Source organism: Streptomyces sp. NPDC051567, assembly GCF_044454165.1.
Classification (GTDB): domain Bacteria; phylum Actinomycetota; class Actinomycetes; order Streptomycetales; family Streptomycetaceae; genus Streptomyces.
In genome coordinates this window covers 19270-44359 of record NZ_JBITDK010000027.1, presented here as the reverse complement: position 1 = coordinate 44359, position 25090 = coordinate 19270, and the positions used below count along the sequence as shown (strand labels likewise).

Sequence of the window (25090 nt, the reverse complement as noted above, 5' to 3'; positions counted from 1 at the left end):
GGCGTCAACATCATGAACCGTTAATCACCTGCTCTGACATCGTGCGCAATCCGGAACACTGCCTCAGTAGTGCACAATTCGCTGGCACTGCACCGTAGTTCAGAGAGGCGGCACGCGCGTGGCTGTCCAAGAGGCACCCCGAGGCACCTACCTCTCCGGCTGCACCTGCGAGGACTGCCCGTACGGAGCACGTGAGGGACACCGCCGGGCGGTCGCCGCGTTCGTGGAGATGCGGGAGGAGTTCGCCGCCGGGCAGGGGCTGCCGGCCTCCCTGTCCCGCTCCACCGGGGCGTCCCGCCAGTGGGTCTCCGACGAACTGGCCGTCTCGGCCAGGGCCGTCGCCGACCGCAGCCGCGAGGCCGGGACCTCCTGGCTGTACCTCTTCTCGCGGCGGGCCGTGCTCGCCGTGTGGATCGCCGCCGGGGTGCTGCTGGTCGTGCAGGTCGCCGCCGCCCTCGGTACCGGCTGGTCCACGGCGCGCACCGCCGCCCTGCTGGCCGCCCTGGCCCTGGCCGGGCTGCTCACCGTCGCGGCCAGGGCGCAGTCGGTGCGCGGCGGACTGCTGGCCCCGCTCGTCGGCGAGGACAACCGGCTCTCCACCTCGAAGGCGGTGCCGAGCGCCTGGGTGGTGCTGACGGCGTTCGCCGCGCTGCTGCCCGCGCTGCGGCTGGCCGCGATGGGCCCCGGCCCGGAGCGGGAGGTGCTGTACGCGGGGCTCGGGCTCGGCCGGGCGCTGCCGCTGCTCGCGGTGGTCGCGCTGACCTCGGCGGTGGCGGTGCTGGCGCGCCGGACGGCCTGTGTGCGGATCAGGGGCCGGCGGATGCAGAAACTGCCCGCGGACCGGCCGCGCGGGGTGGACCTGCTGACCGACGACGCGGGGCGCGGGAGCTTCCCGGACGCCCAGTACGTACTGGTCTCGGCGGTGGTCCTGGCCTTCGCGGCGGTCTCGCTGGCCCGGTTCCCCGACCGGCTGCCGCAGCTGCCGTGGGCGCTGGCGCTGCTGGTGGCCCTGTCGGCCACGGTCTACCTCGCGGCGAAGTACGCGGAGGACACGCGTCCGCTGGTCCTGTCGGTGGTGCGCAGACGCGAGCCCGGCGCTCCGGACGGGCCCGTCCGCCCCGGCGACGACATCGAGATCCGGGGCGTCGGCTTCGTCCCGGCCGGGGCGCAGACGCCCGAGATGCTGGCCCGGCTGGTGGTGCGGATCGGGACGACGCACGTGTACGTGCCGCTGATCCCCGTCGCGGGCGGCTTCGCCAACCCCACGGACGTGGTCCTCACCGTCCCCGTGCCGGCCGGGGTGGAACCGGGCCGCACCGAGATCCAGGTGGTCACCGCCGCCGGGGTGGAATCCAACCGCTGCGTCATCGACGTGGCGGGGTGAACGCGGTACACATGGGGGCGTGACCCGAACCGACGCCCTCCGCGCACCCGCCGGACTCCGGGAGCAGGCCGCCCGGTACGCCCTGCTGCCGCTCCGGCTCTTCCTCGGCGTGACCTTCGTCTACGCGGGTCTGGACAAACTCACCGACCCCGCCTTCCTCGCCGCCGACGGCGCCGGCTCCATCGGCGAGCTGATGCGCGGGGTGCGCCACACCGCCGCCGTCCCCGGCCTCGTCGGTCTGGGCCTGGAGGCGCCCGTCACCTTCGCCGTGGCCCTGGCCTTCGGGGAACTCCTCGTCGGCCTCGGGGCCCTCGCCGGTCTGCTGACCCGGCTCGCGGCCGTCGGCGGCGCCGTGATCTCGCTCTGCCTGTGGCTCACGGTCTCCTGGGCGGTGACCCCGTACTACTACGGCAACGACCTGGTCTACCTGATGGCCTGGACCCCGCTGGTCCTCGCCGGGGCGCCCTACCTCTCGCTGGACTCGCTGATCCGGTCGCGCCGGTCCCTGCGGACCGCGTAGGTCACCATCCCCACCAGCCCCGCCAGGCAGAGCCCGCCGAAGGCCATGGGGACGACCGCGAACCACGGCAGCCGTGTCTCGCCCGCCGCGTCGAGCAGGTACAGCACGCCCGCGGTGAGCAGGACGGCCCCGGCCAGCAGCCGTCCCGGCTGGAACTCATGACGCCGCACGGGCCACCTCCACCTGTCCCACACCCGCTCCGAGGTGCAGCTCGATCGTTCCGCCGGCCTCGGTGCCGGCGGCGGGCGCCAGGGTCACCTGCCGGGATTCGCCCCCGGCGCGCAACCGCAGGTCCGCCTCGGACTCCCCGGGCAGCTGGACGTCGCCCAGCGTGCTGATGCCGATGTCGGCGCGGGCCGTGACCTCCCGGGGCACGATCACCTTCAGCCTCCCCGCCTCGACCGAGGCGCGGACGGTCAAGGTCGTGCCCTTGGCCACGTCCAGGCGGCTCAGGTCCAGCGTGGCCAGCCCGGTGCCCGCCGTGTACGCGGGCCGGACGTCGGCCACCGCGGCCGGACGCCACGCGACCCGCCGCCAGTCGGTGCCGATCTCGCCGGGCAGGGCCGCCGACCCCGCCAGCAGTCCGGCGGTGAGCAGGGCCAGCACGATCGTGCCGAAGCCGGTACGGCCCTTGACGGAGCTGACCGCCAGGCCGAGCCCGAACACGGCCAGGGCGGCGGCGAACCCGGTCTGGAGCGCGTGGCCGAGCGTGCCGCCGTGCCAGACGGCCGCCGCCCCGGCCGCCCCGGCCAGCAGCGCCAGGACGAAGACCCGCCCCCCGATGCCCCCGCGCGGCCCGGCCGCGGCGCTGTCGGCCGCGCCGGCCGGGCCGACGGTGGGCGGCGCCGCGCTCGGCCCGGCGTCCTCGTCGGGCCCCCACAGGTAGCCGGTGGCGCCGACCGGGCCGGTGGTGCCGTCCTTGACCAGCGGGTCCCGCCACCAGGACGGGCCGCCGGGCGCGGGCGGCGCCTGTGTCTCGGGCGGCGCGGGCGAGTGCGCGGGCCGCTGCGCGGCCGGAGCCTGCGCCCGCGGTGCCGCGCCCCGGCGCCGCACCCCGTAGGAGGCCGCGCACAGCGCCAGGACGACCAGGACGGAGAAGACGGCCGGCCCGCCGTTGCCCAGCGTCGACAGGAACAGCGCACAGCCCACCAGGGCGGTGAAGACCGCCGCCAGCGTGGCGCCCTCGACCCGGCCCGTCAGCAGCTTCTTCGCCTCGCTGTCCTCCTCGCCCTCCTGGGGCAGCAGCAGCCACGCGAAGCCGTAGAAGATCAGGCCGATGCCGCCGGTCACCGCGAGGACACCGAGGACGACCCGGAAGATCACCGGGTCCAGGCCGAGGTGGCGGCCCAGCCCCCCGCAGACACCCGCGAGGACTCGGTCGCGCCTGCCGCGGCGCAGCGGCGGCCGGTCCGCGGCCGTCTCCGGGGCCCCGGGCCGGGCCTGCGGGGCGTCGTGCACTTCGGTCATGTCCCCCATGGTGACGGCCCGCCGCTCCCCGGGGCCATCCGGTCCGACCCTGGCACAACCCTGATGTTCCCCCGACGGCAGTGGGGGACCGGCCCTGATGCCGGCCCGCCCGCGCGCGTGTGACCATCGATGACATGCCCGTAGCCGCCGCACCCCGCACCCCGCACCCACCGGACCCCGGGCCCGGCCCGGACGCGCCGCAGCGCAGGCTGTACCGCAGCGCCGACGGCCGGATGCTCGGCGGTGTCGCGCGCGGCCTCGCCGGACACCTCGGACTCCCCGTCATCTGGGTCCGGCTCGCCTTCCTCGGCATGTTCATGTTCGGGGAGGGGCTCGGCGTCCTGCTCTACGCCGCCTTCTGGGTCTTCGTCCCGCTCGGCGTCGGCGGCCGGGCCGCGGACCGCTCCCTCTTCGAGACCCTGCCCGACGGCACCCGCCGCCTGCGCAAACCCGACAAGGGGCAGCTCACCGCCCTGGCCGCGCTGCTCGTCGGCGCCGCCGTCTTCCTCTCCAAGGTCCAGGTCGGCGGCGCGTCCGGGCGGTACGTGTGGCCGACGCTGCTGGTCGGCGCCGGGGTGGTCCTCGTATGGCGGCAGGCCGACAACGCCCGCCGCGCCCACTGGAACGCCGCCGGCGGACGCCGCGCCCAGTTCCTCCAGGCCGCCCGCGCGCTCACGGGCGTCGCCCTGGTCGGCGTCGGCCTCACCGTCTTCATCGTCGTCCAGGGCTCCGCCGCCCAGCTCGGCAACGTCCTCACCGCCACCCTCGCCGTCCTCGTCGGCGTGGCCCTGCTCGCCGGACCCTGGCTGATCCGGATGACCCAGGACCTCTCCGAGGAACGGCTGATGCGCATCCGCGCCCAGGAACGCGCCGAGGTCGCCGCCCACGTCCACGACTCCGTCCTGCACACCCTCACCCTGATCCAGCGGGGCGCGGAGGACCCCGCCGAGGTCCGCCGCCTGGCCCGCGCCCAGGAGCGGGAGCTGCGCAACTGGCTCTACCGGCCCGAGGGCACCGGCAAGGACGAGGCCGAGGAGCCCACCACCCTCGCCGAGGCCGTGAAGAAGACCGCCGCCGAGGTCGAGGACCACCACGGGGTCCCGATCGAGGTCGTCGTCGTCGGCGACTGCCCGCTGGACGAACGGCTGGCCGCGCAGGTCCAGGCCGCGCGCGAGGCGATGGTCAACGCCGCCAAGTACGGTGGCGAGGGCGGGCCCGTCCAGGTGTACGCCGAGGTGGAGGCCGGGACGGTGTTCGTGTCCGTACGGGACCGGGGGCCGGGCTTCGACCTCGACGCGGTACCCGACGACCGCATGGGCGTACGAGAATCGATCATCGGCCGGATGCGGCGCAACGGCGGGACCGCGCGGCTGCGGTCCGCGCCCGACGGCGGCACGGAAGTCGAGCTGGAGATGGAGAGGGCGGCGAAGGCAGCATGACCGAAGACCGGACGACCGAAGAGCGGACGACGCGGGACCGGGCGGCACAGGACCGGGCGGCACAGGACCGGGCGGTACAGGACCCGGCGGCCGTGGCCCGGCGGGTCCGCGTGGTGCTCGTGGACGACCACCGGATGTTCCGCACGGGCGTACAGGCCGAGATCGGCGAGACCGCCCGGACCGGCGTCGAGGTCGTCGGCGAGGCGGCCGACGTCGACCAGGCCGTCACCGTCATCACCGCCACCCGGCCCGAGGTGGTCCTCCTCGACGTGCACCTGCCCGGCGGCGGCGGCGTCGAGGTGCTGCGCCGCTGCGCCCCGCTGATGACGGCGGCCGAGAACCCCGTACGGTTCCTCGCCCTGTCGGTGTCGGACGCCGCCGAGGACGTCATCGGGGTCATCCGCGGCGGTGCGCGCGGGTACGTCACCAAGACCATCACCGGCGCCGACCTGGTCACCTCCGTCTTCCGGGTCCAGGAGGGCGACGCGGTGTTCTCGCCCAGGCTGGCGGGGTTCGTGCTCGACGCCTTCGCCTCCACGGACGCGCCCCCGGTGGACGAGGACCTGGACCGCCTCACCCAGCGCGAGCGCGAGGTGCTGCGGCTGATCGCGCGCGGCTACGCGTACAAGGAGATCGCCAAACAGCTCTTCATCTCGGTGAAGACGGTCGAGTCCCATGTCTCGGCGGTGCTGCGCAAGCTCCAGCTCTCCAACCGGCACGAGCTGACCCGCTGGGCCACCGCGCGCCGCCTGGTCTGACGTTCCGTCCGGTCCGGTCGTCCCGCGCGGCGGTCGTTCCGTCCGGTCCGGTCGTCCCGCGCGGCGGTCGCCCGGTACGGCGGTCGCCCGGTACGGCCGGGCGCTGTGATCCACTCCGCAGGGGGCACGGGCAACCGGGGCGGGCCGTACGGCCCTCTTCGACGGTGTGATGAGCCTGACCGGGACCCCCCTCTTCGTGACGGTGATCGCCCTCACCGCGATCGCCGTCCTCCTGCCCCTGGCCGTGTGGAGCCGGATGCGCGGGCCCGCCGTCGTGCGCGCCGGCGGGCGGGTCCTGATGGTGGTCCTCGCCCAGGCCCTCGCCGTCGTCCTGGTCTTCGTCGGGATCAACCGGAGCGCGAACTTCTACGCCTCCTGGGACGACCTGCTCGGCACCGGCGACTACGTCACCGCCGCCAAGGACCTCGGCCCGGACGGCCTCGGCGGCGCGAAGGCGGCGGAGCGGCCGAAGGTCCGCCAGGAGTTCCGCCCGGCCGACGGCCTCGGCGGCCGGGTCCAGTGGACGGAACTGGAGGGGGCGGTCTCCGGCGTCCGGGGCGACGTCCACGTCTGGCTGCCGCCGCAGTACGACGACCCGGCCTGGAAGGACCGGAAGTTCCCGGTCGTCGAACTGATCGCGGGCACGCCGGGCACGGCCCGGTCCTGGTTCCAGGGGCTCAAGGTGCACCAGACCCTGGAACCGCTGATGCGCGACGGCACCGTCCAGCCGTTCATCCTGGTCTCGCCCCGGACCATGCTGCTCGGCAACGCCGACACCGGCTGCGCCAACATCCCGGGCAAGGTCAACGCGGACAGCTGGCTCAGCGTGGACGTCCGCAAGATGGTCACCGACAACTTCCGGGCCTCGCCGGAGGCCCGCTCCTGGGGCGTCGCCGGGTACTCGGCCGGAGGCTACTGCGCCGCCAAACTCGCGCTCGCCCACCCCGACCGCTACAGCGCGGCCGTCTCCCTCTCCGGCTACAACGACCCCACCCTGGTGCCCTCCTCGCCCGTCGCCCAGGACCCGGAGCTGAGCCGCACGCACCACCTGCTGGCGATGCTCAAGGCCGCCCCGGCGCCGCCGCCGGTCTCGCTCTGGCTCTCGGGCACCCCGCAGGACGGCTACCAGGCCGGTCTGGAACTCAAGGGCGCCGCGCAGCCGCCGACGCTGATCCACGCGGAGAAGGTGGCGGGCGGCCACAACATCGAGTCCTGGGTCCGCCAGCTCCCGCAGACCTTCGGCTGGCTGGGCACCCAGGTCAAGATGCCGTAGGAGCCGACGGGGTGGGGCCGGGCCGTTTCACGTGAAACCAAGCCGGTCCGTGCGGGTCAGGCGGTCCGTGCGGGTCAGGCCGGGCGGGCCGCGCCCGCCCAGGGCATCGAGTCGACGGGCGCCAACCGGACCGTCGAGCCGGGCCGGGGCGCGTGCACCATCTGGCCGTTGCCGACATAGAGGCCGACATGGGTGATCCCGGAGTAGAAGAAGACCAGGTCACCGGGGGCCAGCTGGTCGCGGGAGACCCGCTGCCCGGAGTTGATCTGCGTATAGGTGGTCCGGGGGAGCGAGACCCCGCCCGCGCGCCAGGCCGCCTGGGTCAGCCCCGAGCAGTCGAAGGCCCCTGGCCCCGTCGCGCCCCACACGTACGGTCTCCCGATCGCCCCGTGGGCGAAGGCGACGGCGCGCCCGGCCCGGGAGCCGTCGGAGGGCGGCGGGACCGCGCCCGCGCCCCCGCCCACAGACCTCGCCTCGTACGCGGCGCGCTCCTCGGCGGTCAGCCGGGCCAGCAGCTGCCGGGCGGTGGCGAGCTTCTCCTCGATCCCCGTCCTCTCCCGGGCGAGCTCCTCCTGCCGGGCGTGCAGGTCGGCGAAGCGCCCGGCGGCCCTGGTCCGTACCCGCCCGACCTCGTCGAGCTGGCGGCGTACGGAGGAGATCCGGGCGGCGTTGCGGTCCCCGGCGCGGGCGAGGAGCGCGGCCCGGTCCAGGTACTCCTGCGGGTCGGCGGCCATCGCGAGCCGGACGGCGGTGCCCAGGGACCCGCTGCGGTACTGGGTGGCGGCCAGCGTGCCGAGCGCGCCCCGGGCGGAGTTGAGCCGGTCGGTCCGGCGGGCGGCCTCCTCGTGCAGAGCGGCCAGCGCGCGCTCGGCCTCCCCGGCCTTCTCCTTCGCTCCGTTGTACCGCTCCGTCGCCGCCCCGGCCTCCTCGTAGAGCCGGTCCACCTCCGAGGTGACCTGGGCGGTGCCGGGCAGGGGGTCGGCCTGCGCGGTGCCCTCGAAGGCGGTGGCGGTGGCAGCGCCCGCGAAGGCGAGGGTGGCGGCGGTGCGCGCCGTCCCGCCGGAGAACAGGCGCTGCCGGGGCTTTCGATGACGGGCCACGAGGGCCTCACGTCCTTCCTCGCTCGATGTCAGCTCGGTGACAGCTGGTGACATCTGGGTGTCAGGAGGGGGACGCTAGACCGGAAGGTCACGGCCGGAGAACGCATTGACCGCAAGTGACACGATGCGACCGGACCGGACCGGAGATGGCCGCCGGGGACCGGAGATGGCCGTCCGGGATCAGTGCCAGAGGACGGCGATGAAGATATTGACCACGGTCAGTCCGCCGACCGCGCCGAACAGCGGCTTCTCCACCCGCTCCTCGTCGCGCTTGACGTAGACGAGGGCGAGGACCACGAAGAGGACGGCGAGCTTGATGCCGATCTTGACGTGGTTCAGGCTCCCGCCGTTCATCTCGTGGAAGCCGACGAGGAGCACGCCGGTCACGAGCATGGTGAGCGCGCCGTGCAGCATGCCGGGCCCGAACCGGGCCGTGCCCGTGCCCATCGCCTTCATCTGGGTCAGGAAACCGCCCAGGAGGGCGGCTATTCCGATGATGTGCAGGCCGACGAAAGCGTTGATGAGTACGTCCATGGCGCCGAGCGTACGGGGTGGCCGCCGGCGGATTCCGGGCGGGCACCGGGCGCTGCGCGGTGCACCGGAGCGGGGCCGGAGCCGGGCCGGAAGCCGCCGGGACCGGGGCCGGGGCCGGTCAGGAGTCGGGCCGGACGTCGTGGATTTTCCGGGCCCGGGACCGGCTGTCGGTCCCGGCCTCTAGACTCGGGAGGCGATGAGCAGCCTCTTTGACGACAGCTTCCTGGCGGACCTCACCCCCTCCGACGAGGTCCCCCCGCCGCCCGAGGACCACGCCGCCCCGGAGCCGGGCGCGGACGACCTCTTCGGGGGCCGGTTCGACGCGCCCATGAGCGGGGACGCGTACTACCGGGACGGGGCCCCCAGGCCCGTGATCGACCCGGCGACGCTCCTGGAGGGGCTCAACGAACAGCAGGCCGCGGCCGTGGTGCACGCGGGCTCCCCGCTGCTGATCGTCGCCGGGGCGGGCTCCGGCAAGACCCGGGTGCTCACCCACCGCATCGGGCACCTGCTCTCCGCCCGGAACGTCCACCCCGGGCAGATCCTGGCGATCACCTTCACCAACAAGGCCGCCGGGGAGATGAAGGAGCGCGTCGAGCACCTGGTCGGCCCGCGCGCCAACGCCATGTGGGTCTCCACCTTCCACAGCGCGTGCGTCCGCATCCTGCGGCGCGAGTCGAAGCGGCTCGGCTTCACCTCGTCGTTCTCGATCTACGACGCGGCCGACTCGAAGCGCCTGATGGCGCTCGTCTGCCGTGACCTGGACCTGGACCCGAAGAAGTTCCCGCCCAAGGCGTTCAACGCCAAGATCTCCAACCTGAAGAACGAACTGATCGACGAGGACGCCTTCGCGGGGCAGGCATCCGATGGTTTCGAGAAGACCCTCGCCCAGGCGTACGCGATGTACCAGGGGCGGCTGCGCGAGGCCAACGCGCTCGACTTCGACGACATCATCATGACCACCGTCCACCTCCTCCAGGCGTTCCCGGACGTGGCCGAGCACTACCGGCGCCGCTTCCGCCACGTCCTGGTGGACGAGTACCAGGACACCAACCACGCCCAGTACACGCTGGTGCGCGAGCTGGTCGGCACCGGCTACCCGGACCTGCCGCCCGCCGAGCTCTGCGTGGTGGGCGACGCCGACCAGTCGATCTACGCCTTCCGCGGCGCGACGATCCGCAACATCCTCCAGTTCGAGGAGGACTACCAGGACGCGAAGACGATCCTGCTGGAGCAGAACTACCGCTCCACGCAGACGATCCTCTCCGCCGCCAACGCGGTCATCGAGCGCAACGAGAACCGCCGCGCCAAGAACCTGTGGACCGAGGCCGGCACCGGCGCCACGATCACCGGTTACGTCGCGGACACCGAGCACGACGAGGCGCAGTTCATCGCCGACGAGATCGACCGGCTGACCGACGCGGGCGACGCGAAGGCCGGGGACGTCGCGATCTTCTACCGGACCAACGCGCAGTCGCGTGTGTTCGAGGAGATCTTCATCCGGGTCGGGCTGCCGTACAAGGTCGTCGGCGGGGTCCGCTTCTACGAGCGCAAGGAGGTCCGGGACGTCCTGGCCTACCTGCGGGTCCTCGCCAACCCGGAGGACAACGTCCCGCTCCGCCGGATTCTGAACGTGCCCAAGCGCGGCATCGGCGAGCGCGCCGAGGCGATGATCGACGCGCTCGCGATGCGCGAGAAGATCACCTTCCCGCAGGCGCTGCGGCGCGTGGACGAGGCGTTCGGCATGGCCGCCCGCTCGACCAACGCGGTGAAGCGGTTCAACGTGCTGATGGAGGAGCTGCGCACCATCGCCGACTCGGGCGCGGGCCCGGCGGTGGTCCTGGAAGCGGTCCTGGAGCGTACGGGTTACCTGGCCGAACTCCAGGCGTCGACCGACCCGCAGGACGAGACGCGCATCGAGAACCTCCAGGAACTGGCGGCGGTGGCCCTGGAGTTCGAGCAGGCCAGGACGGCCGCCGCCGCGCAGGCCCCGGCGCAGGCCGCCCCGGACGGCGCCGATGCCGATCCGGATGCCGATGCCGATGGGGTTGTCGGCGCGGATGCGGATGCGGACGTGGATGCAGGTGCGGGCGGGGCCGTGGCTCCCGCCGCCGGTCCGGGCCCCGGCACGCTGGCCGAGTTCCTGGAACAGGTCGCCCTCGTCGCCGACTCCGACCAGATCCCGGACGAGGAGACGGACGGCAGCGGCGTCATCACCCTGATGACCCTGCACACCGCCAAGGGCCTCGAATTCCCGGTGGTCTTCCTGACCGGCATGGAGGACGGGGTCTTCCCGCACATGCGCGCGCTGGGCCAGACCAAGGAACTGGAGGAGGAGCGCCGCCTCGCCTACGTCGGCATCACGCGGGCACGCGAGCGGCTGTACCTGACCCGTTCCTCGATGCGCAGCGCGTGGGGCACCCCCTCGTACAACCCGCCGTCGCGGTTCCTGGAGGAGATCCCGGCCGAGTACCTCCAGTGGAAGCGGACCGGCGCCTCCCAGAAGCCGGCGGGACCGGTGCGCGGCTCCGGTTCCGGTTACGGCTCGGGGCAGGGTGGGGGCCGGGCGACGTTCGGGACCTCGCCGGAGTCCTTCCTCTCCTCGTCGCGGACGAAGGCGGGCCCGTCCGGGTTCGCGACGCGCCGGGCCGCAGACAAGCCGGTCATCGCCCTGGCGGTCGGGGACCGGGTCACCCACGACCAGTTCGGCCTCGGCACGGTCATGGAGGTCAGGGGCGCCGGCGCGGACGCGCAGGCCACCGTCGACTTCGGTGACGACAAGCCGAAGCGGCTGCTGCTGCGGTACGCGCCGGTCCAGAAGCTCTGACGCCCGGGGCCGGGCCCGGCCTGCCGGAACCGGCGGGCCGGATCGGGCCGGGCCAGTTCGGGTCAGGCCGGATCGGGCCAGGTCAGGTCGGGTCGAGGCCGTGGAGGCGGAGCCATGCCAGCGGGTCGATCGCGCTCCCGCCGCCGGGCCGTACCTCGAAGTGGAGGTGCGGGCCGGTGGAGTTGCCGGAGTCCCCGGCGTAGGCGATGACCTCGCCGGCCTTGACCTTGCCGCCCCGGATCTTGGTGCTGCTCAGGTGGCAGTACCAGGTCTCGGTGCCGTCGGGCGCGGTCACTATGGCCATGTTCCCGTAGGCGCTGTTGAACTGCGTGCGCACGATGCCGTCCGTGGCGGCCATGACCGGGGTCCCGTACGAGACGGGGAAGTCGATACCGGTGTGCGCGGACATCCACATGCCGCCGGCCTGTCCGAAGCTGGCGCTGAGGCCCTGCTGCGTGACGGGGATGGCGAACTTGGGGCGGGCCGCCTCCTTGGCGGCGGCCTCCTCCGCCTTCCGCTTCTTCTCGTCCTCCTGGCGCTGGTGCAGGTCGATGCGTTCCTGCGTGCGGCTCGCGCGGTCCGCGAAATCGCCCGCGTCGGCGCTGAGCGCGGCCAGTTGGGTGTCGAGCTTGCTGTTCGCGGCGACCGGCTTCACCGAGGCAGGGTCGGGCGCGGCCATGGTGGTGGTGTCCTCAAGGGGCGCCTCCGCACCGGTCAGCCCGCCCACCGACGCGGCGGCGACCCCGGCGACACCCATCACACAGGCGGAAGGCACGGCCACGGTCAGCAGCGCCGAGCGCTTCGCCGGGGTGCGGCGACGGCTGCTGGCACCCGTCCTGGTCTCGGTCCTGCCGCTGTTCCGGGCAGCGTTCTTGTCGGCGGCCCTGCCCCGGCCCGTGCTCCGCGTGCCCGTCGCGGGCGGGGTCGCGGGCATGGTCTGGGTGGGGAAGTCGTGCACCCCGGCCCGGGGGGCCACGGGCTCCGGGCCCTCGTCGGTGACGGCCTCGAAGACGGCGGTCGCGGTGTACCCGGCCCCGGCCTCGTACCCCGTACCGGTCCCGGCCGGGGACTCGTAGCCGTACGCGTACGCCTGCTCGTACGCCTGGCCGTGTCCCTGTTCGTGTCCTTGTTCGTGTCCCTGTTGTCCGTACGCCTGACCGTGCGTCTGCTCCGTCGGGTACGGGTACGGGTACGGCGCGGCGGTTCCGGACGGGTCGGCCGGACTCTCCGTGACGGTGTTCCAGGCGGTGGCGTCGTAGGCACCGGTCCCGGTGCCGGTGGTCCCGTAGCCCGGCATCGCCCACTGCCCGTTCCCGCCCTGCCCGGCCGGGGTGCCGTGGCCGAAGACGTCCGGCTGGTACTCCGCGTACTGGGGGTACGAGCTGGTGTTCCCCTCCCATGACCCGGCGGTCCCCTCGGGGAGGTCCTGCCCGGGGACGGACGACAGGTAGCCGTCGGCGGGGCCGCCGCCGTGGCCGGTGCCATCCGCGGGGGTGGGGCTGTCGTGCGACGGGCCGCCCTGGGGGTGGCCGGTCGGGGAGGTCCACGCGGTGGTGTCGTACGCGCCGGTCTCGTAAGAGCCGCCGTAGGCCGCGTAATTGAACCCCTGACCCTGCGTTTCATAGGAAACGAAGGCCGAGTCACCAGCGAAAGTGGTGGTGGAGAGGCCGTCGTACCCGGTGTCCGGGTACTGGCCCGGCGAGGGGCGGTCGTTCACCAACTTCTCTTTCGCCTCGGCAGTGGGGCCTGGGTGGCCGGGGAACTAGAGGTTCACCGGAGGAGAGCAGTGGCGTGACTGTACCCGGCGGTCACTGGCAACGACAATCTTCGGAGGGTTTCCTGCCCCAACGAACCGGGCATTCGGCCGCCTTTCGATCCCCGGAAGGAGCAGCCTTGGCCGTGGGTTCGAAATGCGTTCGACTATCGGGCAGTCGCTGTGACGCACAGTGAGCGGCCGTCCGTGCTCGCGGTCCGGTCGTGGTGGCGGCGGCCGGGTGCGGGGCGGGCGGCGGGGGCGTGGGCCGATGCGCCTGCGGCGGTCCGGGGTGGGTCCGGCGGGGCCGGTCGGCCGTTTCCGTCAACGGCCGCGTCACCGTGCCGTGCGGCTGCCGGCGCGGTGACGCGGTGCATCGGTGGTGGTGCGTCAGCGACGGTGGATCGACACCGTCCCCCGTGTGATTTCCCCCTCGTGGCCGACCGCGAAACGGCGGCGTGCGCGATGCTGTACTTAACGTTCGTTCACTCGGGAGGCAGTGCGATGGGTGTGACCGGTCCGATCCGTGTGGTGGTGGCCAAGCCGGGTCTCGACGGCCACGACCGGGGCGCCAAGGTGATCGCGCGGGCGCTGCGTGACGCGGGCATGGAGGTCATCTACACCGGCCTCCACCAGACGCCCGAGCAAATCGTGGACACCGCCATCCAGGAGGACGCCGACGCGATCGGCCTCTCGATCCTCTCCGGCGCGCACAACACGCTGTTCGCGCGCGTCCTGGAACTCCTCAAGGAGCGTGACGCGCAGGACATCCAGGTCTTCGGCGGCGGCATCATCCCGGAGGACGACATCGCTCCGCTCAAGGCCAAGGGCGTGGCCGAGATCTTCACCCCGGGCGCGACCACGACCTCGATCGTCGACTGGGTCCGCGCCCACGTCCGCCCCTGACCCCATGTCCGCCCCTGCCCCCCGGCCTCCCTGACCCCCCGGCCGGGGTGCCCGTTCCGGGGCTTGCGCCCCGGCCCCTCCTCCTGCGGGCCCGGCCCGGGCGCGGCCTGCGGGCCCCGTGCCCGCCCGGGGGCGCCGGGCCGGGCGCCGGGGCCCGCGTACCGGGTGGCCCGGTGGGGTCAGGCGGCGGCCGGGGCCAGTTCCGCCAGCATCGCCGCGCGGAGGCGGAGGGTGGCCACCAGGCGCTGGAACGCCTCCGCCCAGTACGCGGCGGCCCCGGGGGAGGCGTCCGGAGGATCGTCCGCGGCCGAGGTCAGGGCATCCAGCCGCCCCGCCTCCGCCGGGTCGAGGCAGCGTTCCGCCAGGCCCATCACCCCGCTGAAACTCCACGGGTAACTGCCCGCCTCCCGGGCCGACTCCAGTGCTTCCACCACCGCGCGGCCCAGTGCCCCGGCCCACGGCACCACGCACACCCCGAGCAGCTGGAACGCCTCCGACAGCCCGTGGGCCCGTATGAACTCCGCGACCCAGTCGGCCCGTTCCCCCTCCTCCAGGACCTCCAGCAGCTTCGCCCGCTCCGCCAGTGACGCCGTGCCCGGCCCCGCCGCGGGCGGTGCCGACGGCGTGCCGAGCAGCGCCCGCGCCCATCGCGCGTCGCGCTGGCGCACCGCGGCCCGGCACCAGGCCGCGTGCAGTTCCTCGGCCCAGCCCTCGCCCTCGGCCACCGGGAGCGCCAGGATCTCCGCCGGGCCGATCCCCCCGAACCGCTCCCGCCAGCAGGCCAGCGGCGCGGCCTCCACCAGCTGGCCCAGCCACCAGGCCCGCTCGCCCCGCCCGGCGGGCGGCCGTTCGGCCACGCCGTCCCGCAGCATTCCCGGATCGCACTCGGCCGGCGGGGTCACCCCCTCCGGGCCGACGCAGGCCAGCGCCCGCTGTGCTATCCGCCCCGCCAGCGCCGACCGGGGGAGCGCCGACAACAGCTCGGCGGCCGTCGCCCGGACATTGCGGCTGCGGTCGCCCAGGGCCGCTTCGAGGAACGGTTCGTCCCCTTCCGACAGCCCCGACCTCAGCGAGTCGAGGAACATCAGCCGGTCCTCGGCCCGTTCGGTGGTCCAGGTGGTCGTGAGCAGCCGGAGCGCCGCCGCCGGCTCACGCGCCCGTACGGCGCCGAGCAGCGCCACCCGCTCCGCGAACAACCCCTCCTGCCAGAGCCGCTCCACCGCCGGGCCGTCCGTCACGTCCGGCAGTCCGCCGCCCGCCGCGCCGCGCAGTGCGAACCGCCAGTCCGGATTCAGCCGGGCCAGCCACAGCCCCCGCGCCCCGGCCAGGGCCAGGGCCTGGGGCCGTAGATCCGTACGGGACCGGGCCGCGTCCAGCAGCGCCGGGAGCAGTTCCTCCGGTGCGCGGTAGCCGTGCCGGCCGGCCGCGGCCAGCCACTGCGGCAGCAGCTCGGTCAGGTCCGGGGCGGTCCCCCGCCGCCCCCCGCCGCCCGCGGTGGCCCGTCCGGCCAGCAGTTGTGCGAGCCGGTGGCGGGCCGGCTCCGGCGGTGCCGGGCGCGGGTCCCGGGCCGCGGGCTCCGGTCGTGCCCCCGCCGGGCCGGGCCGCAGCCCGGCCCGGCGCCGTACGGTGTGCACGGCCGCCGCGTCCAGCAGCGCCTCCGGCGAACCGGCCGGGCCGGTGCCCCGCCGCCGGTCGGTGCCCAGCAGTGCGGCGCCGACCAGTTCCTCCCACGTTCCGTACCCCTCGTCCGCCTTGCCCATCGAACCCCCTTCCTCGTCGTGAGTCGTGCGTCGTGCGCGGTGCGCCGTGCTCCGGTCCCGTCCCCTCCACGGGACCGGAGCTGTCACCGCTCTGTTCAGCTGGCGTGGTTGTCGTTCATCAAAGCCCCCCGGCTTCTCGTCGTTGCCGCGCCGACGCCCCCGCGCCGCCGCGTCCTCCCCCTACGACGCCCCCGCGTCTTCCCGCTCCCCTTCCTCGTGCTCCTCGTGCCCGTCGTCGTGCTTTCGGTTCTCCGGAACCGGCGGCCCCCCGGCCCCCGGTCCCCCCCCCGCCCTCCCTTCGGGTCAGCCCAGTGCGACCGGGTCCGGTGAACCCGGGCGCCAGGCGGTCAGGGGTGTGAAGCCGCGGTGGCCGCATTCGCCGAAGACGGTGACGGGGCCGCCGCCCGAGAGGGCGGCCAGCCGCCACAGCCCGGACCGCGAACCGGCGCCGGAGAGCGTGACCGGCAGCGCGCAGCCGCCCTCCGCGTCCGCCAGCTGCCAGCCGAGCTCACCCGGTACGGGAACCACCGGACCCAGTACCACCGGCCAGGAATCCAGCCACGGGTCCTCCCGCAGCGCGGCCCCGTACGCCTCCAGCGCCGCCCCCGTGCTCACCCCGGCCGGGGTGCTCCGGCACGGCGTGGCCGCCCCGGAGCGCTCCCCGAGATCCGCCCGCAGCCCCGCGGAACCGGGCCGGAAGCGGGCTTCCGCCTCCAGTACCAGCCCCACCGGGAGCGTCGGCCCCGGCAGGCGTCCGGGTGGTCCGAACTCCAGTACCAGGGCCGGCCGCCCGCCCGTCAGTCCGCGCAGCCAGGTCCGGCGGGTGGTGAGCCGGCCGTCCGGTGACGCCGTGTCGTGGTGGGCGAGGACCAGCCAGTGGTCCCGTACGGCCTCCCCCTCCCCGGAGGCCGGCAGTCCCACCCGGCCGCGGACCGTCGCCGCCAGGGAACCGGGCAGCCCGGCCACCCCCAGCCAGGCCCGGTCCAGCAGGTGCAGCAGCGCCGCCTCCTCCAGCATCCGGGCAGGCCAGGCGGGCCCGCAACCGGGTATTGCCCCCAACTCCCGGACCCGCCCGGCCAGTCCGGGCGCCTGGGCGTCGACCATCCGGGCGGCGGTCTCCTCCCATCCCGCGTAACCCGACCGCTCCTGGCCCGCGAGGCCGCCGCGCAGCAGATCGGTGAGCCGCTGCTCCAGCTCGGTGACCCCGGCGCCGACCCGGGCCGCCCGCCGTTCGGCCCGCCGCCGGGCGCCCTCCTCGTCGGCCGGCCCGCCCGGTGCGGCCGGGCGGGTGGCCTTCGCCGCCCGCCCGGCCAGCCACCGGGCGGCCCATTGCGGAGCCTCGCCGCCCTCGTCCGCCCCCTGGGCCGCCCAGAGCAGCAGCAGCCCCAGCGCGTGCTTGCACGGGAACTTCCGGCTCGGGCAGGAGCACGTGTACGCCGGGCCCGTCAGGTCCACGACCGTCCGGTACGGCGTGCTGCCACTGCCCTTGCACAACCCCCACAACGAACCGGAAGCGGAACCTCCGATTTGTGACCATGGACCCTCCCCGCCGAGCCTGGCCCCCGCCTTGCGCGAGGCATCGTCAGGAGCCAGAGCCAGTACCTGTTCCGCCGTCAGGCGGACCCCCTGCTGAGTCATGTGAACCACCGTAGGGACCCCCACTGACAATCGCTCTGACCTGCAACGACACTGCGAACAGGGGTCGTTGTCAGTGGCGTGGTGCACCGTGGACACAGCAGTCGGGACCGGCTGCCGAGCATTGGAGGGGGACCATGACCATGCCCGGGAACGGCACGGGCGCCGAGGCACTGCGACCGCATGCCGAGGACGCCTTCGCACACGAACTGAAAGCCCTGGCGGCTGCCGACGACCGGCCCCGCCCGGTCCGCTGGAAGCTCTCCCCGTGGGCCGTGGCCACGTACCTGCTCGGCGGCGAGCTCCCGGGCGGCACGGTGATCACACCCAAGTACGTCGGGCCGCGCCGCATCGTCGAGGTCGCCGTCACCACCCTGGCCACCGACCGGGCCCTGCTCCTCCTCGGTGTCCCCGGCACCGCCAAGACCTGGGTCTCCGAACACCTCGCCGCCGCCGTCAGCGGGGACTCCACCCTCCTCGTCCAGGGCACCGCGGGCACCCCCGAGGAAGCCATCCGGTACGGCTGGAACTACGCCCGGCTGCTCGCCCACGGCCCCAGCCGCGAGGCCCTCGTCCCCAGCCCCGTCATGCGGGCCATGGCCGAGGGCATGACCGCCCGCGTCGAGGAACTCACCCGCATCCCCGCCGACGTCCAGGACACCCTCATCACCGTCCTGTCCGAGAAGACCCTCCCGATACCCGAACTGGGCCAGGAGACACAGGCCGTGCGCGGCTTCAACCTCATCGCCACCGCCAACGACCGCGACCGCGGGGTCAACGAACTCTCCAGCGCGCTGCGCCGCCGCTTCAACACGGTCGTGCTGCCGCTGCCCGCCACCGCCGACGCCGAGGTCGACATCGTCGCCCGCCGCGTCGACCAGATGGGCCGGGCCCTCGACCTGCCGGCCGCCCCCGAGGGGCTGGAGGAGATCCGCCGCGTCGTCACTGTCTTCCGCGAGCTGCGCGACGGCGTCACCGACGACGGGCGGACGAAGGTCAAGTCGCCCGGCGGCACCCTGTCCACCGCCGAGGCCATCTCCGTGGTCACCGGCGGCCTGGCCCTGGCCGCCCACTTCGGGGACGGCGTCCTGCGCCCCTCCGACGTGGCCGCGGGCATCCTGGGCGCCGTGGTCCGCGACCCGGTCGCGGACAAGGTCGTCTGGCAGGAGTACCTGGAGACCGTGGTCCGCGAGCGGGAGGGCTGGAAGGACTTCTACCGCGCCTGCCGGGAGGTGACGGCATGAGCCCGGCGCCGGGGACGGCGGTGAGGGCGCGCGCGGCGAAGGACCCGGCCGGCCCGGCCCGGGCCGGGAAGGGACCGCTGCTGCTGGGCGTACGCCACCACGGGCCCGGCTCGGCCCGCGCGGTGCGGGCCGCCCTGGAGGCGGCCCGCCCGGCGGCCGTGCTGATCGAGGGACCGCCGGAGGGGGACGCGCTGCTGGCGCTGGCCGCCGACCCCGCGATGCGCCCGCCCGTGGCCCTGCTCGCCCACGCCGCGGACGACCCGGGCCGGGCCGCGTTCTGGCCGCTGGCCGGCTTCTCCCCGGAGTGGGTCGCGATCCGCTGGGCCCAGGAATCCGGGACCCCCGTCCGGTTCATCGACCTCCCGGCCGCGCACACCCTGGCCGGACCCGGGACGGAGGACGGCGAGGAGGAGGGCCCGGAGGCGGACGGGGACCGGGGCGCACCCGTCCCGGTACGGCTGGACCCGCTCGCGGTGCTCGCCACGACCGCCGGGTACGACGACCCCGAGCGCTGGTGGGAGGACGTGGTCGAACACCGGGGCACCGGGGGCGCCGCCCGGGACCCGCTCGCCGTGTTCGAGGCGCTCGGGGAGGCCATGGCAGCCCTGCGCGAGACGTACGGGGACGGCGGCCACCCCCGCGACCTGGTGCGCGAGGCGCACATGCGGCAGCGGATACGGGCCGCCCGCCGGGAGTTCGGCGACGACTGCGCCGTGGTGTGCGGGGCCTGGCACGTCCCGGCGCTCCGGGCCCGGGCGGCCACGGCGACCGCCGACCGGGCGCTGCTCACCGGGCTGCCCAAGGTCAGGGTGGAGACCACCTGGGTGCCCTGGACGCACCGCCGGCTGGCCCGCGCCGGCGGGTACGGCGCGGGCATCACCTCGCCCGGCTGGTACGGGCACCTCTTCACGGCCCGGGACCGGCCCGTGGAGCGGTGGCTGACCAAGGTCGCGGGCCTGCTGCGGGAGGAGGGACGGCAGGTCTCGTCCGCGCACGTCATCGAGGCGGTCCGGCTCGCCGGGACGCTGGCCGCGATGCGCGGGCGGCCCCTGCCCGGCCTGACCGAGACCCTGGAAGCGGTCCGGGCGGTGATGTGCGACGGCTCGGACATACCGCTCGCGCTGATCGAGGACCGGCTCGTCGTCGGGGACGTGCTCGGCGAGGTCCCCGACGCGGCGCCCGCCGTACCGCTCCAGCGGGACCTGACCAGGCGCCAGAAGAGCCTGCGGCTCAAGGCCGAGGCGCAGGAACGCGAGGTGGAACTCGACCTGCGCAAGGACACCGACGCGGCGAAGTCCCTGCTGCTGCACCGGCTGAGGCTGCTCGGCATCGGCTGGGGCACACCGGCCGCCTCGCGCGGGAGCACCGGGACCTTCCGGGAGACCTGGCGGCTCCGCTGGGAACCGGAACTGTCGGTACGGGTCGCCGAGGCGGGCATCTGGGGCACGACCGTCCTGGCGGCGGCCACCGCCAGGGCCGAGGCGGACGCGACGGGCGCCCGGGAGCTGGGCGAGGTGACGGCCCTGGCCGAACAGTGCCTGCTGGCCGGGTTGTCCGGGGCCCTGCCCGCGGTGCTGCGGGCGCTCGCGGACCGGGCCGCGCTGGACACCGATGTGGCACGGCTGGCCAAGGCCCTGCCCGCGCTGGCCCGTTCGCTGCGGTACGGCGACGTCCGGGGGACCGACGGGGCGGCGCTGTCCACGGTGGCGGCCGGTCTCGCCGAGCGGATATGCGTGGCGCTGCCCTCCGCCTGCGCCACCGGCCTGGACGCCGACGCGGCGGCGGAGCTGCGGGGCCAGGTGGACGGGGTGCACGGGGCGGTCGGCCTGCTGGCGGACGGTGACGAGGGGCTGCGGGAGCGCTGGTCGCAGGTGCTGCGGAAGCTGGCGGGCCGGGAGGCGGTGCCGGGGCTGATCCGCGGCCGGGCGGCCCGGCTGCTGCTCGACGACGGGCGCCTCCCGGCAGGGGAGACGGCCCGGCTGATGGGCCTGGCCCTCTCCCCGGCCGCCACCCCGGCCGACGCGGCGGGCTGGATCGAGGGCTTCGCGGGCGGCGCCTCGGGCGGCGGCACGCTGCTCGTCCACGACGACCGGCTGCTGGGCCTGATCGACACCTGGCTCGTGTCGGTGCCGGAGCGCGCCTTCACCGACGTACTGCCCTTGCTGCGGCGGACGTTCGGGGCGTACGAGCCGGGGGTGCGGCGGACCCTGGGCGAGCTGGTCCGCCGCGGCCCCGGCTCCGGCCCGGCCACGGGCAACGGCCCCGGCGGGGCCCCCGAGGGCTTCGCCCCGGAGCTGGACCCCGGCCGGGCGGACGCGGTGGTGGACCTCGTCCGGATGCTCCTCACGAGCGCGAGCGCGAGTACGGGCGCGGGCGGCGGTACGGGCTCCGGAACAGGTACGGGCTGACGGGCCGTGCCGGGTGCGCCGCCGGGGCACGAGGTCATGAAGGAAACGGGACGAGGACCAGGAAGAGGAAAGGGGCGGGGCGGATGGCCGGGAGCGGGAAGAAGGGCGTGGCGGTGGCATCGGGGCAGGCATCGGGGCAGGCGTCGGGGGAGGCCGCGGTCGCCGGGGACGAGCGGTTGCGGCGGTGGCGGATGGTGCTCGGCGGGGGCGAGGCGGACGGGACCGGGTACGCGCCGGCCGGGCGGGACGCGGCGATGGACGCCGCGCTCACCGCGCTGTACGGCGGCGCGGGCGCGGCCGGTCCCCGCAAGGCGTCGGGGCGGCGGTCGGCCGGGCTCGGCGGGTCCGCGCCGCACGTGGCCCGCTGGCTCGGGGACATCCGTACGTACTTCCCCAGCTCGGTGGTCCAGGTCATGCAGCGCGACGCGATCGAGCGGCTCGGCCTGTCCACCCTGCTCCTGGAGCCGGAGATGCTGGAGGCCGTCGAGCCGGACGTCCATCTCGTCGGCACCCTCCTCTCGCTGAACAAGGCGATGCCCGAGGCGACGAAGGAGACGGCGCGGGCCGTGGTCCGCAAGGTGGTCGAGCAGCTGGAGCGGCGGCTCGCGACCCGCACCCGGGCCACCCTCACCGGCGCCCTCGACCGCTCGGCCCGGATCAGCCGCCCCCGCCACCACGACATCGACTGGGACCGCACGATCCGCGCCAACCTCAAGAACTACCTGCCCGAGTACCGCACCGTCGTCCCCGAGCGGCTGATCGGTTACGGCCGGGCGGCGCAGTCGGTGAAGAAGGAGGTGATCCTCTGCATCGACCAGTCGGGTTCGATGGCGGCCTCGGTCGTCTACGCCTCCGTCTTCGGCGCCGTCCTCGCCTCCCTGCGCGCGATCACCACGCGGCTCGTCGTCTTCGACACCGCCGTCGTGGACCTGACAGATCAGCTCGACGATCCGGTGGACGTGCTCTTCGGGACACAACTGGGCGGCGGCACCGACATCAACCGGGCCCTGGCCTACTGCCAGTCGAGGATCACCCGGCCCGCCGACACCGTCCTCGTCCTGATCAGTGACCTCTACGAGGGCGGCATACGCGACGAGATGCTCAAGCGGGTCGCAGCGATGAAGGGCGCGGGCGTGGAGTTCGTGACCCTGCTCGCCCTGTCCGACGAGGGCGCCCCCGCCTACGACCGGGAGCACGCCGCCGCCCTGGCCGCGCTGGGCGCCCCCGCCTTCGCCTGCACCCCCGACCTGTTCCCGGAGGTGATGGCCGCCGCGCTGGAGAAGCGGCCCCTGCCGGTTCCGTGACCCCTGCCCCGCGGGCCGGGCCGGGCGGGGTTCCGTCCGGCCCGGCGGGGCGACGGTGCGCAGGGCCCCGTACAAGAAGTCGGGCAGGGCCCGTGCGAGGAGGGCGGGCCGGGCGCGTACCGGCAGGTGGGGCGGGGTTGCGCGCAGGTGGCCGGGCGGGGCCGGAAAAGCGGTGGATCGTGCGAAGCGCCAGCTCAACCGGGAGGTGATCTGTGACCGGTATCACCGCTCAGGTGTGATCTGTGATTTAGGGACCTACGTCCCACGGGGATAACCTGCGGGACGGACATGCCGCGTCCACGGTCACCGTGTGCGCCTTCCTTGTGACAGCGCCGTCACGTTGCCCTCCGCGGCACGCCCACGCAGATAGCAGATAACCGCGAATCACTGCGAATCTTTGAAGACAAGGGACGGACGCGCGTGGACCTGTTCGAGTACCAGGCGAGGGACCTCTTCGCCAAGCACGGTGTACCGGTGCTGGCCGGTGAAGTCATCACCGAGCCCGAGGCGGCTCGCGAGGCCACCGAGCGGCTGGGCGGCAAGTCGGTCGTCAAGGCGCAGGTGAAGGTCGGCGGCCGCGGCAAGGCCGGTGGCGTGAAGCTTGCGGCCACCCCGGACGAGGCCGTCGCCCGTGCGACGGACATCCTCGGCATGGACATCAAGGGCCACACGGTCCACAAGGTGATGATCGCCGAGACGGCTCCGGAGATCGACGAGGAGTACTACGTCTCCTACCTGCTCGACCGCACCAACCGCACCTTCCTGGCCATGGCCTCGGTGCAGGGCGGCATGGACATCGAGGAGGTCGCGGAGAAGACCCCCGAGGCCCTCGCGAAGGTCCCGGTCAACGCCAACGAGGGCGTGACCATCGAGAAGGCCCGCGAGATCGTCGCCCTGGCGAAGTTCCCGGAGGCCGTGGCCGAGCAGGTCGCCGAGATCCTGGTGACCCTGTGGGCGACCTTCATCGCCGAGGACGCGCTCCTCGTCGAGGTCAACCCGCTGGCCAAGGTCGCCGACGGCCGTGTCATCGCGCTCGACGGCAAGGTCTCGCTGGACGAGAACGCCGAGTTCCGCCAGCCGGGCCACGAGGAGTTCGTGGACCACGCCGCCGCGAACCCGCTGGAGGCCGCGGCCAAGGAGAAGAACCTCAACTACGTCAAGCTCGACGGTGAGGTCGGCATCATCGGCAACGGCGCGGGGCTCGTCATGAGCACCCTCGACGTCGTCGCGTACGCCGGTGAGAACCACGGCGGGGTCAAGCCCGCCAACTTCCTGGACATCGGTGGTGGCGCCTCCGCCGCCGTCATGGCCAACGGTCTTGAGATCATCCTCGGTGACCCGGACGTCAAGTCCGTCTTCGTCAACGTCTTCGGTGGCATCACCGCGTGCGACGAGGTCGCCAACGGCATCGTCCAGGCGCTGAAGCTGCTGGAGGACAAGGGCGAGGCGGTCACCAAGCCGCTGGTCGTCCGCCTCGACGGCAACAACGCCGAGCTGGGTCGCAAGATCCTCTCGGACGCCAACCACCCGCTGGTACAGCGCGTGGACACCATGGACGGCGCGGCCGACAAGGCCGCCGAGCTCGCGGCTGCGAAGTAAGGGCAGAGGTCACAGACTCACATGGCTATCTTCCTCAACAAGGACAGCAAGGTCATCGTCCAGGGCATGACCGGTGCCACGGGCATGAAGCACACCAAGCTGATGCTGGCTGACGGCACCAACATCGTCGGCGGCGTGAACCCGCGCAAGGCCGGCACCACCGTCGACTTCGACGGCACCGAGGTACCGGTCTTCGGTTCCGTCGTCGAGGCGATGGAGAAGACGGGCGCGAACGTCTCCGTCCTCTTCGTCCCGCCGGCCTTCGCCAAGGCCGCCGTCGTCGAGGCCATCGACGCCGAGATCCCGCTGGCCGTCGTCATCACCGAGGGCATCGCGGTGCACGACTCCGCCGCCTTCTGGGCGTACGCGACCGCCAAGGGCAACACGACGCGGATCATCGGCCCGAACTGCCCGGGTCTGATCACCCCCGGCCAGTCCAACGCCGGCATCATCCCGGGCGACATCACCAAGCCCGGCCGCATCGGTCTCGTGTCCAAGTCGGGCACGCTGACCTACCAGATGATGTACGAGCTCCGTGACATCGGCTTCTCCTCGGCCGTCGGCATCGGTGGCGACCCGGTCGTCGGCACCACGCACATCGACGCCCTCGCGGCGTTCGAGGCGGACCCCGACACCGACCTGATCGTCATGATCGGCGAGATCGGCGGCGACGCCGAGGAGCGCGCGGCGGACTTCATCGCGAAGAACGTCACCAAGCCGGTCGTCGGCTACGTCGCGGGCTTCACCGCCCCCGAGGGCAAGACCATGGGCCACGCCGGCGCCATCGTCTCCGGCTCCTCCGGCACCGCGCAGGCCAAGAAGGAGGCCCTTGAGGCCGCCGGCGTCAAGGTCGGCAAGACGCCGACCGAGACCGCGAAGCTGGCCCGCGAGATCCTGAACGCGGCGCAGTAACAGCAGCACAGCACCAGCAGTAGTAGTAACAGCAGCAACGGCAGTAACGGCAGTAGCCGTAGGAACAAGCAGTACGCAGTCGCCGCGGCGCGACGGGCAGCGGTCTCCGGCCGCCTTCCGCCGCCGTACGCGGACGGACACGGGCGTGGGGCGCCCCCCCCCCCCGGGGGGGGGCCCCCCCCCACCCCCGGGGGGCCCCCCCCCGGCCCGCGGGGGGGGGGGGGGGGCCCGCGGCCGGGGGGGGGGGGGGGGGGCGCGGCGGCCGGG

General features: G+C 74.1%; 19 protein-coding genes. 12 read left to right on the top strand and 7 right to left on the bottom strand.

Going from position 1 to position 25090, the window contains the following annotated elements; all coding sequences use genetic code 11:
- Positions 1-118 precede the first annotated feature (118 nt).
- Positions 119-1384 (top strand): hypothetical protein, encoded by a 1266-nt coding sequence (locus ACIA5F_RS24775; RefSeq protein WP_399356499.1) that lies wholly within the window; start codon positions 119-121, stop codon positions 1382-1384.
- Between the two features lie 19 nt (positions 1385-1403).
- Positions 1404-1904 (top strand): TQO small subunit DoxD, encoded by a 501-nt coding sequence (locus ACIA5F_RS24770; protein ID WP_399356497.1) that lies wholly within the window; start codon positions 1404-1406, stop codon positions 1902-1904.
- On the opposite strand, the gene ACIA5F_RS24765 is transcribed toward ACIA5F_RS24770, so the two are convergent.
- Positions 1850-2074, bottom strand: a complete 225-nt coding sequence (locus ACIA5F_RS24765) for a hypothetical protein (RefSeq protein WP_399356495.1) — start codon at positions 2072-2074, stop codon at positions 1850-1852. The two genes, ACIA5F_RS24770 and ACIA5F_RS24765, sit on opposite strands and share 55 nt — an antisense overlap.
- Positions 2061-3380: a PspC domain-containing protein gene (locus tag ACIA5F_RS24760; RefSeq protein WP_399356493.1), complete on the bottom strand. Its 1320-nt coding sequence runs from the start codon at positions 3378-3380 to the stop codon at positions 2061-2063. The genes ACIA5F_RS24765 and ACIA5F_RS24760 overlap by 14 nt, the downstream gene beginning before the upstream one ends.
- A 125-nt stretch (positions 3381-3505) precedes the next feature.
- Between ACIA5F_RS24760 and ACIA5F_RS24755 the strand changes: the two genes are divergently transcribed.
- From ACIA5F_RS24755 to ACIA5F_RS24745, 3 genes are all read left to right on the top strand, one after another.
- A complete protein-coding gene (locus ACIA5F_RS24755; RefSeq protein WP_399356491.1) occupies positions 3506-4810 on the top strand; it encodes a PspC domain-containing protein in 1305 nt (434 codons plus the stop codon).
- The gene (locus tag ACIA5F_RS24750; protein ID WP_399356489.1) at positions 4807-5568 is read left to right on the top strand and encodes a LuxR C-terminal-related transcriptional regulator; all 762 of its coding nucleotides are present in this window, start codon (positions 4807-4809) and stop codon (positions 5566-5568) included. The genes ACIA5F_RS24755 and ACIA5F_RS24750 overlap by 4 nt, the downstream gene beginning before the upstream one ends.
- Before the next feature lie 169 nt (positions 5569-5737).
- The gene (locus ACIA5F_RS24745) at positions 5738-6841 is read left to right on the top strand and encodes an alpha/beta hydrolase (RefSeq protein ID WP_399356487.1); all 1104 of its coding nucleotides are present in this window, start codon (positions 5738-5740) and stop codon (positions 6839-6841) included.
- Positions 6842-6915: 74 nt separating this feature from the next.
- Here ACIA5F_RS24745 and ACIA5F_RS24740 read toward each other — a convergent pair whose 3' ends face one another.
- Positions 6916-7941: an NlpC/P60 family protein gene (locus tag ACIA5F_RS24740; protein WP_399356485.1), complete on the bottom strand. Its 1026-nt coding sequence runs from the start codon at positions 7939-7941 to the stop codon at positions 6916-6918.
- 180 nt (positions 7942-8121) lie between these two features.
- A complete protein-coding gene (locus ACIA5F_RS24735) occupies positions 8122-8475 on the bottom strand; it encodes a hypothetical protein (protein WP_399356483.1) in 354 nt (117 codons plus the stop codon).
- Between the two features lie 196 nt (positions 8476-8671).
- On the opposite strand from ACIA5F_RS24735, the gene ACIA5F_RS24730 reads away from it, so the two are divergent.
- On the top strand, positions 8672-11302 hold the full coding sequence (locus ACIA5F_RS24730) for an ATP-dependent DNA helicase (protein WP_399356481.1): 2631 nt from the start codon (positions 8672-8674) through the stop codon (positions 11300-11302).
- An 82-nt stretch (positions 11303-11384) separates the two neighbouring features.
- On the opposite strand, the gene ACIA5F_RS24725 is transcribed toward ACIA5F_RS24730, so the two are convergent.
- Positions 11385-13019, bottom strand: a complete 1635-nt coding sequence (locus tag ACIA5F_RS24725; RefSeq protein ID WP_399356479.1) for a peptidoglycan DD-metalloendopeptidase family protein — start codon at positions 13017-13019, stop codon at positions 11385-11387.
- 540 nt (positions 13020-13559) lie between these two features.
- Between ACIA5F_RS24725 and ACIA5F_RS24720 the strand changes: the two genes are divergently transcribed.
- The gene (locus ACIA5F_RS24720; protein ID WP_399356477.1) at positions 13560-13961 is read left to right on the top strand and encodes a cobalamin B12-binding domain-containing protein; all 402 of its coding nucleotides are present in this window, start codon (positions 13560-13562) and stop codon (positions 13959-13961) included.
- 179 nt (positions 13962-14140) lie between these two features.
- Here the strand turns inward: ACIA5F_RS24720 and ACIA5F_RS24715 are convergent, their stop codons facing one another.
- Positions 14141-15721: a DUF5691 domain-containing protein gene (locus ACIA5F_RS24715; protein WP_399356475.1), complete on the bottom strand. Its 1581-nt coding sequence runs from the start codon at positions 15719-15721 to the stop codon at positions 14141-14143.
- 303 nt (positions 15722-16024) lie between these two features.
- Positions 16025-17359, bottom strand: coding sequence for an SWIM zinc finger family protein (locus tag ACIA5F_RS24710; protein ID WP_399356473.1), 1335 nt, complete (start codon positions 17357-17359; stop codon positions 16025-16027).
- 134 nt (positions 17360-17493) lie between these two features.
- Here ACIA5F_RS24710 and ACIA5F_RS24705 point away from each other — a divergent pair, with 134 nt between their 5' ends.
- From ACIA5F_RS24705 to sucD, 5 genes are all read left to right on the top strand, one after another.
- Entirely contained in the window at positions 17494-18600 is a 1107-nt protein-coding gene (locus ACIA5F_RS24705; RefSeq protein ID WP_399356471.1) for an AAA family ATPase, read from the top strand.
- Positions 18597-21008, top strand: coding sequence for a DUF5682 family protein (locus ACIA5F_RS24700; protein ID WP_399356469.1), 2412 nt, complete (start codon positions 18597-18599; stop codon positions 21006-21008). Before ACIA5F_RS24705 ends, ACIA5F_RS24700 begins: the two co-directional genes overlap by 4 nt.
- Positions 21009-21199: 191 nt before the next feature.
- Positions 21200-22312, top strand: coding sequence for a VWA domain-containing protein (locus tag ACIA5F_RS24695; RefSeq protein ID WP_399356580.1), 1113 nt, complete (start codon positions 21200-21202; stop codon positions 22310-22312).
- Positions 22313-22732: 420 nt separating this feature from the next.
- Positions 22733-23911, top strand: a complete 1179-nt coding sequence (gene sucC / locus ACIA5F_RS24690; RefSeq protein ID WP_399356468.1) for an ADP-forming succinate--CoA ligase subunit beta — start codon at positions 22733-22735, stop codon at positions 23909-23911.
- 21 nt (positions 23912-23932) lie between these two features.
- Entirely contained in the window at positions 23933-24823 is an 891-nt protein-coding gene (gene sucD / locus ACIA5F_RS24685; protein ID WP_399356466.1) for a succinate--CoA ligase subunit alpha, read from the top strand.
- Positions 24824-25090 lie beyond the last annotated feature (267 nt).

Excerpts from the sequence above, each read along its gene's own strand:
- ACIA5F_RS24760 (WP_399356493.1), bottom strand. The coding sequence starts at position 3,380 with ATGGGGGACATGACCGAAGTGCACGACGCCCCGCAGGCCCGGCCCGGG.
- ACIA5F_RS24755 (WP_399356491.1), top strand. The coding sequence starts at position 3,506 with ATGCCCGTAGCCGCCGCACCCCGCACCCCGCACCCACCGGACCCCGGG.
- ACIA5F_RS24750 (WP_399356489.1), top strand. The coding sequence starts at position 4,807 with ATGACCGAAGACCGGACGACCGAAGAGCGGACGACGCGGGACCGGGCG.
- ACIA5F_RS24745 (WP_399356487.1), top strand. The coding sequence starts at position 5,738 with ATGAGCCTGACCGGGACCCCCCTCTTCGTGACGGTGATCGCCCTCACC.
- ACIA5F_RS24735 (WP_399356483.1), bottom strand. The coding sequence starts at position 8,475 with ATGGACGTACTCATCAACGCTTTCGTCGGCCTGCACATCATCGGAATA.
- ACIA5F_RS24730 (WP_399356481.1), top strand. The coding sequence starts at position 8,672 with ATGAGCAGCCTCTTTGACGACAGCTTCCTGGCGGACCTCACCCCCTCC.
- ACIA5F_RS24720 (WP_399356477.1), top strand. The coding sequence starts at position 13,560 with ATGGGTGTGACCGGTCCGATCCGTGTGGTGGTGGCCAAGCCGGGTCTC.
- ACIA5F_RS24715 (WP_399356475.1), bottom strand. The coding sequence starts at position 15,721 with ATGGGCAAGGCGGACGAGGGGTACGGAACGTGGGAGGAACTGGTCGGC.
- ACIA5F_RS24710 (WP_399356473.1), bottom strand. The coding sequence starts at position 17,359 with ATGACTCAGCAGGGGGTCCGCCTGACGGCGGAACAGGTACTGGCTCTG.
- ACIA5F_RS24705 (WP_399356471.1), top strand. The coding sequence starts at position 17,494 with ATGACCATGCCCGGGAACGGCACGGGCGCCGAGGCACTGCGACCGCAT.
- ACIA5F_RS24700 (WP_399356469.1), top strand. The coding sequence starts at position 18,597 with ATGAGCCCGGCGCCGGGGACGGCGGTGAGGGCGCGCGCGGCGAAGGAC.
- ACIA5F_RS24695 (WP_399356580.1), top strand. The coding sequence starts at position 21,200 with ATGGTGCTCGGCGGGGGCGAGGCGGACGGGACCGGGTACGCGCCGGCC.
- sucD (WP_399356466.1), top strand. The coding sequence starts at position 23,933 with ATGGCTATCTTCCTCAACAAGGACAGCAAGGTCATCGTCCAGGGCATG.